Below are 5286 nucleotides of genomic sequence, written 5' to 3' on the forward strand. Positions count from 1 at the left end.
TTAAAATTTCATGAACGAGTAATTTCGGCTCTAAAATTTGAGCTAAGCTGTAAGCGAAGCCAAATTTTAGTAGTCAATTCTTAGGGGTGAGTGAAATTTTAAAATTTGCAAAGAAAGCTTGATTAAATTTGTAAATTTCTTTTTATCCAAAAGGGAGACAAGGGGACTTGAATTACGGTCTGCTTGCAGTTGCGAGCTTGCGAAGCAAAGAAGCTCTCTTCCCCCTTAACGATCCCCCTAACTCCGACGACGTTAGAGGTGCATGCTTCAGTGCTTCGCACTGCATGCGGTTTATTTTTAAGAAATTTCTAGCAAATTTTAAAATTTCATGAGCGAGTAATTTCGGCTCTAAAATTTGAGCTAAGCTGCAAGCGAAGCCAAATTTTAGTAGTCAATTCTTGCGAGTGAGTGAGATTTTAAAATTTGCAAAGCAATCTAATCAAATTTAAAACCCATAAACTAAATTTTAACCCCAAATTTCACTGCAGCTTCTTGCAGTCTTCATCTTTTATAGTGTATTCAAAGATTAGTTCGCCGTTTTCTGAGTAGAAAATTTCATCCAAGCTAACGCCGATGCTTAGCATATTTAAAATTTCTTTATCCTTGCAGGCGGTTCTTAAATTCTCTTTTTTTATGGCCTCGATAAATTCCAAAAGCTCTTTTTCTTCAAGCCTTTTGATCTCTTGCTTTCTTGCATGTTTGACGGCGTATCTGTAGATGAGCGTATCGCCCACGTTTAAGATATCATTAAGCGTTAGCGTCGGCGTGCAGATAAATGGGAGCTTTTTTTTGTAGTATATTGCGTGATTTTTCGCTGCCATATCTGGCGTCAGAGCCAGAGCTAGCGAGCAAAAAAACAGCGCAAAAATGGCTACTCGCAACTACTCTTATCCAGCTTCAAATCAAAAAGATGTCTGCCCTCAAAACCGTAGCTACCACTTAGTGTGATGCCGCGATTTAGCGCAGCTCTTGCCATGCCTGAGTTGCAAAGCGCCTCTTTTCCGTTTTGATAAAACTCATCCTTTAAAGCCGAAATTTGAGCCTTGTTATAGCCTTTTAGCTTCTTTGTCTTGGTCTCATTTAAGACAAACTCGCCATGTATGTTTAGCCCGTCGCTGCTTACATCTTTTAGCGTGATCATCTCATCGACCCTGCTTGGCAAATTTGGCTTTGCAGTTTGGACGACAAAGGCTGGGATCTGCTTTGTATCAAGCTGATTTAATATCTGCTCATAGACTTTAAACTCACTCTCTTGCACACCAAAAGCAAGGCTTGCAAGAGCTAATAAAACGATCTTTTTCACATATTACCTTTATATAAATTTTCTAGTGATATTTGGCGAGAGTTTGACCAAGATGTCGTAGTTTATCGTGCCAAAAAAGTTAGCCCAAACGTTTGCGTCCTCAAAGACACAGACCCACTCGCCACTATCTTTGCAGCTAAAACTATCCATCGAAATTTTGCCAAGTACCATCTCGCCGTTTGCAAGCCTTAGCTCGCCATCTCCGCCATATCTTAGCAGTCCGTCGCCATATCCAAGGTCGTAAGTAGCGACGTTTATATCATCTTTTGCTATAAATTTAGCCCCATATCCCACGCTTTGACCACTTTTTAAGACCCGCCTGCTAACGCGCTTTGCCCAAAGTGAAAGCACTGGCTTTAAATTTAAAGAGCTATTAAACTGAGCATATCCATACTGAGCGATGCCTACGCGCACCATCTCATCTTTTATCTCGCTCGCTCTTTCAAGGGCGGCTGAGTTGTGAGAGTGAAAGATCGGTTTTTTTATACCAAACTCATCACAAAGAGCTAAAATTTTCGCTTTTGCTGCGTTAAAGTTTTCTCTTTGCACGAAATAATCAGCATTTAGTTCATCACTTGCGCGAAAGTGCGTATAAGCGCCAAGAAGCTCTAAATTTCTTCTGGCTAAAATTTCAAATGCATAATCAAGCTCGCTTATATCAAGCCCATTTCTATGCATGCCAGTGTCGATGGCGAGGTTGATTTTTGTATTTTCTTTTATCTTTAAAAGTGCCTCTATGTCGTTTATGGCGTAGGTAAATTTAGCGCTTTCATCGCCTGTTGGGATGTGCGAGAGGATCAAGATATTTTCAAAGATATCAGCAATCTCATCTGCTTCAAATTCGCTCTTTACAGCGCAGTTTTTTATGCCAAATTTCTTAGCCTCGCTAGCTATGAGCCTTGCGCCGTGTCCATAAGCGTTATCTTTTAGCACAACGATCACTTTTTCTTTTCCGCCAGCTTTGTCACAAATTTTAGTTAGATTGTGGATATAAGCTGCTTTGTTTAGGCGTATCTCAGACATTGAAATTCACATCATAAGCTTTATAAACGTCAGGCAAGAGCTTTCTTACGTTGTAGTCAAATGCATAAAATTTAGCGTAAATTTCTTTTAGATCGGCCTCTTTGACCTTGCTAAAGTCAAAGACGTCAGTGCCATTTTTCTTTGGCACTTGGCGGTCTAGCTCAGCAAAAAATGCAGACCTTGCCTCTAAAATTTTCTCTATCTTCTCTTTTACTTCTTGAGATTTTTCCACTTCTACTCCTCTATAAAAATTTTCATCTCATCGCCATAAAGCTTGACATAAAGGGTCTTTTGACCTGCAAATTTATGCGTATCAGCAGCATAATCCTCATAAAAACTCACACGAAAGAGCTTGTCGTTTTTAAGGTTTGGATAAGGCGTGATGAGAAAATTTGAAAATGCGATATGTTTTTTCTCTTTTTTAGAAAAGATCGCTCGTTTCATCTTTTTAAAATTTTCTAAGCTCATACCGTCATATCGCTCAAAGTCTTTATCATAAAATTTCAAATAGCTATCGATGTCACTCTCGCTCCAAGTCTTCTTCCAGTTAAGAATTCCAGAGATGATCACTGCTATGTCGTTCGCGCTTGCTTCTGGACGCTTGTCCTCGTAGATAAATGCGAGCGTTCTTTTGTGGTCTATAACTTCGTCAAATTTCATCAAAATGTCATTTTGCATAGCCACGCAGCCTTTTGTCTTTAGCTCATCTGTCCTTTGACCATCGAGCGGATAGCCATGTATCCAGATGCCGCTGCCATTACGTTTTGCAAGTTTATCAAGTAAATTTGGATATGAAAGAGAAAAAGCAAGAGGTCCAAGATATCTGTCATTTGGCGTAAATCTACGTGTGAGCTGATAGACGCCAACTGGCGTTTTTAGGTCGCCCTCAAGCAGTTTGTCGCCATTTTTGCCAACGATGACGCTTGAGCTAAAGAGTTTTTTTGTAACTCCGTCTTTATAAGAGATGACCTCAAGCTCTTTGTCAGTCTTATCAACCACGCTTAGAAGTATCTCGTTGTCGTAATATCCGTATCTAACGTCCTTGTCTTTGAGCTTGTTTAGCCAGTAGTCCTTACTTAAAATGTTCTTCTCAATGGCTTCTATGACAGCAGATGGGCCATTTTTTAAGTAAATTTCTTCGTAATTTTGGGCAAAAAGACAAGGCGCTAACGCGATGAAGAAAAATAGTATCTTTTTCAAGTGAAGTGTCCCAAAAAGTAAAATTTAGTGCGTAATTATAGCCTAAAAAATTTCAATTTTTAAATTTTAAAGGGAATTTTAGTTTCTTTATATGTATAATCTGAAAACCATTATTAATTTACCACAAAGGAAAATATATGAAAAAACTTGTTTTTGGTGCATTGCTTGCAGCATCTACACTAATGGCAGCTGACATCAGCCTAGAAAATGTCAGAGCAAGAGACACAAAGCCTGGCACAAACAACAGCGCTATTTTCATGAATATCAAAAATGCTTCAAATGCCGATGTAAAGCTAGTTGGCGTTCATTCAAGTGTTTGCAAAAGCACTGAAATTCACACTCACAAGATGGAAAATGGCATGATGGCCATGGTTCAGGTTGAAGACGCCGTTATCCCTAAAAATGGCGAGACAAAGCTAGCACCTGGTGGCCTTCACATCATGCTAATGGATCTAAATAGGCCTATAAAAGATGGCGACAAGGTTGATCTGGAGCTTAAATTTAGCAACGGCGAGAGCATCAAGCTTGATAATATCGGAGTAACCAAAAACTTTAAATAATGAAAAAAATTCTAATCCTTTTTTCACTCATATTTATCGTAGCAGGCGCTTTTTGGATAGGTCATAAATTTATGATCAGCAAAGATGATCCGCCTGAATTTGCCGATGTAAATACATCGCTTGATCCTCTAAAATGCGATCTAAACAAAGATGCTTGTGAGGTGAAATTTAATGGCGTTAAGCTAAAGATAGACATCTCGCCAAGACCGATCTTTGCGATGAGGCCGTTTGGCTTTAAGATCATTAATGGCAAAAATTTAGGGCTAAAAGATCCAAACCTTGTAATCGATGGCATAAATATGAACATGGGTTCTATAAAGGCAAGGCTTGATCAAAGGGGCGATAACCTAATAGCACAAGTCGTGCTAAGTGCTTGCGTGGTCGATCTTATGAGGTATAGATTTAAGCTGCTTGATGGCGAAAAAGAGACTGGATTTTTTGTCGATCTTGATCTAAAAATGTAAGGGCAAATGATGAAAAAGACACTTTGGGGCTTGATAATAATCTTAATATGCGCAGGTCTTGCGATGCTTTTTATAAAGCCAAACAAGTATGATTTTAAGGCGCTTTCAGAGCATGGCGAAGTGAGCCTTAAAAACTATAACGGCAAGTATAAAGCGATATATTTTGGTTATCTTTACTGCCCCGATGTCTGCCCTACTACGCTCTCTCTTGTGGGCGATGAGCTAAATAAACTAAAAAGAGACGACTTTGAGCTACTTTTCATCACTCTTGATCCTGATCGTGACACGCCTGAAAATTTAACCCTAATGGCAAAAAATTTCTACAAAGATGCAGACGGGCTAAAACTGAACGACCTGCCAAAAGTTGCTAAAAACTACGGCGTAAAATACCAAAAAGTGCATCTTAAAAACTCTGCTATGGGCTACTCTGTCGCTCACAGCTCCGCTATCTATCTGCTAGATAAAGAGGGAAATTTCTACGGCGAAATTTCAAATTTAACTAACGAAAATATCAGAGAAAATCTTTTAAATTTAATAAAAGATAGACCTTAAATTTATCTTTTAGATCAGAAATTCTTACTTTTAAAGAAAAACTTCTTAAACAGCTATACAATTCTTTTTAAACTAGCAGATATTGCGACAATGTAAATCATATGTAAAGGAATTCGTGTGAAGTCAATCACCAATAAAATAGCACTAATGCTAATAGTTGCTCTATGTATATCGTTTGTGGCTA

General features: G+C 38.6%; 8 protein-coding genes. 3 read left to right on the top strand and 5 right to left on the bottom strand.

The window, feature by feature from the left end:
* Positions 1-479: 479 nt before the first annotated feature.
* From UNSWCS_RS09835 to UNSWCS_RS09855, 5 genes are read right to left on the bottom strand one after another with little or no spacing between them, the layout of a single operon-like run.
* On the bottom strand, positions 480-821 hold the full coding sequence (locus UNSWCS_RS09835; RefSeq protein WP_200862627.1) for a hypothetical protein: 342 nt from the start codon (positions 819-821) through the stop codon (positions 480-482).
* 50 nt (positions 822-871) lie between these two features.
* The gene (locus UNSWCS_RS09840; RefSeq protein ID WP_021088382.1) at positions 872-1303 is read right to left on the bottom strand and encodes a hypothetical protein; all 432 of its coding nucleotides are present in this window, start codon (positions 1301-1303) and stop codon (positions 872-874) included.
* 9 nt (positions 1304-1312) lie between these two features.
* On the bottom strand, positions 1313-2326 hold the full coding sequence (locus tag UNSWCS_RS09845; protein WP_021088384.1) for an alanine racemase: 1014 nt from the start codon (positions 2324-2326) through the stop codon (positions 1313-1315).
* Entirely contained in the window at positions 2319-2558 is a 240-nt protein-coding gene (gene cmeU, locus UNSWCS_RS09850) for a CmeU family protein (RefSeq protein WP_009294264.1), read from the bottom strand. Before cmeU ends, UNSWCS_RS09845 begins: the two co-directional genes overlap by 8 nt.
* A 2-nt stretch (positions 2559-2560) precedes the next feature.
* Complete coding sequence (locus UNSWCS_RS09855) at positions 2561-3526, bottom strand: L,D-transpeptidase family protein (protein ID WP_021088380.1); 966 nt, start codon at positions 3524-3526, stop codon at positions 2561-2563.
* A gap of 137 nt (positions 3527-3663) precedes the next feature.
* On the opposite strand from UNSWCS_RS09855, the gene UNSWCS_RS09860 reads away from it, so the two are divergent.
* The 3 genes from UNSWCS_RS09860 to UNSWCS_RS09870 are packed head-to-tail and all read left to right on the top strand — an operon-like array spanning position 3664 to position 5102.
* Positions 3664-4086, top strand: coding sequence for a copper chaperone PCu(A)C (locus tag UNSWCS_RS09860; RefSeq protein WP_021088383.1), 423 nt, complete (start codon positions 3664-3666; stop codon positions 4084-4086).
* The gene (locus tag UNSWCS_RS09865) at positions 4086-4550 is read left to right on the top strand and encodes a hypothetical protein (RefSeq protein ID WP_021088379.1); all 465 of its coding nucleotides are present in this window, start codon (positions 4086-4088) and stop codon (positions 4548-4550) included. The genes UNSWCS_RS09860 and UNSWCS_RS09865 overlap by 1 nt, the downstream gene beginning before the upstream one ends.
* A 9-nt stretch (positions 4551-4559) precedes the next feature.
* Positions 4560-5102 carry an SCO family protein gene (locus UNSWCS_RS09870; protein ID WP_021088385.1) on the top strand — a complete coding sequence of 181 codons (543 nt, stop codon included), beginning with the start codon at positions 4560-4562 and terminating at the stop codon, positions 5100-5102.
* Positions 5103-5286 lie beyond the last annotated feature (184 nt).

The sequence above is a fragment of the Campylobacter concisus UNSWCS genome (assembly GCF_000466685.1).
GTDB classification, from domain to species: domain Bacteria; phylum Campylobacterota; class Campylobacteria; order Campylobacterales; family Campylobacteraceae; genus Campylobacter_A; species Campylobacter_A concisus_A.

What these genes read in the sequence shown, in the direction of transcription:
- UNSWCS_RS09835 (WP_200862627.1), bottom strand. Translation starts at nt 821, where the DNA reads ATGGCAGCGAAAAATCACGCAATATACTACAAAAAAAAGCTCCCATTT.
- UNSWCS_RS09845 (WP_021088384.1), bottom strand. Translation starts at nt 2,326, where the DNA reads ATGTCTGAGATACGCCTAAACAAAGCAGCTTATATCCACAATCTAACT.
- UNSWCS_RS09860 (WP_021088383.1), top strand. Translation starts at nt 3,664, where the DNA reads ATGAAAAAACTTGTTTTTGGTGCATTGCTTGCAGCATCTACACTAATG.
- UNSWCS_RS09865 (WP_021088379.1), top strand. Translation starts at nt 4,086, where the DNA reads ATGAAAAAAATTCTAATCCTTTTTTCACTCATATTTATCGTAGCAGGC.
- UNSWCS_RS09870 (WP_021088385.1), top strand. Translation starts at nt 4,560, where the DNA reads ATGAAAAAGACACTTTGGGGCTTGATAATAATCTTAATATGCGCAGGT.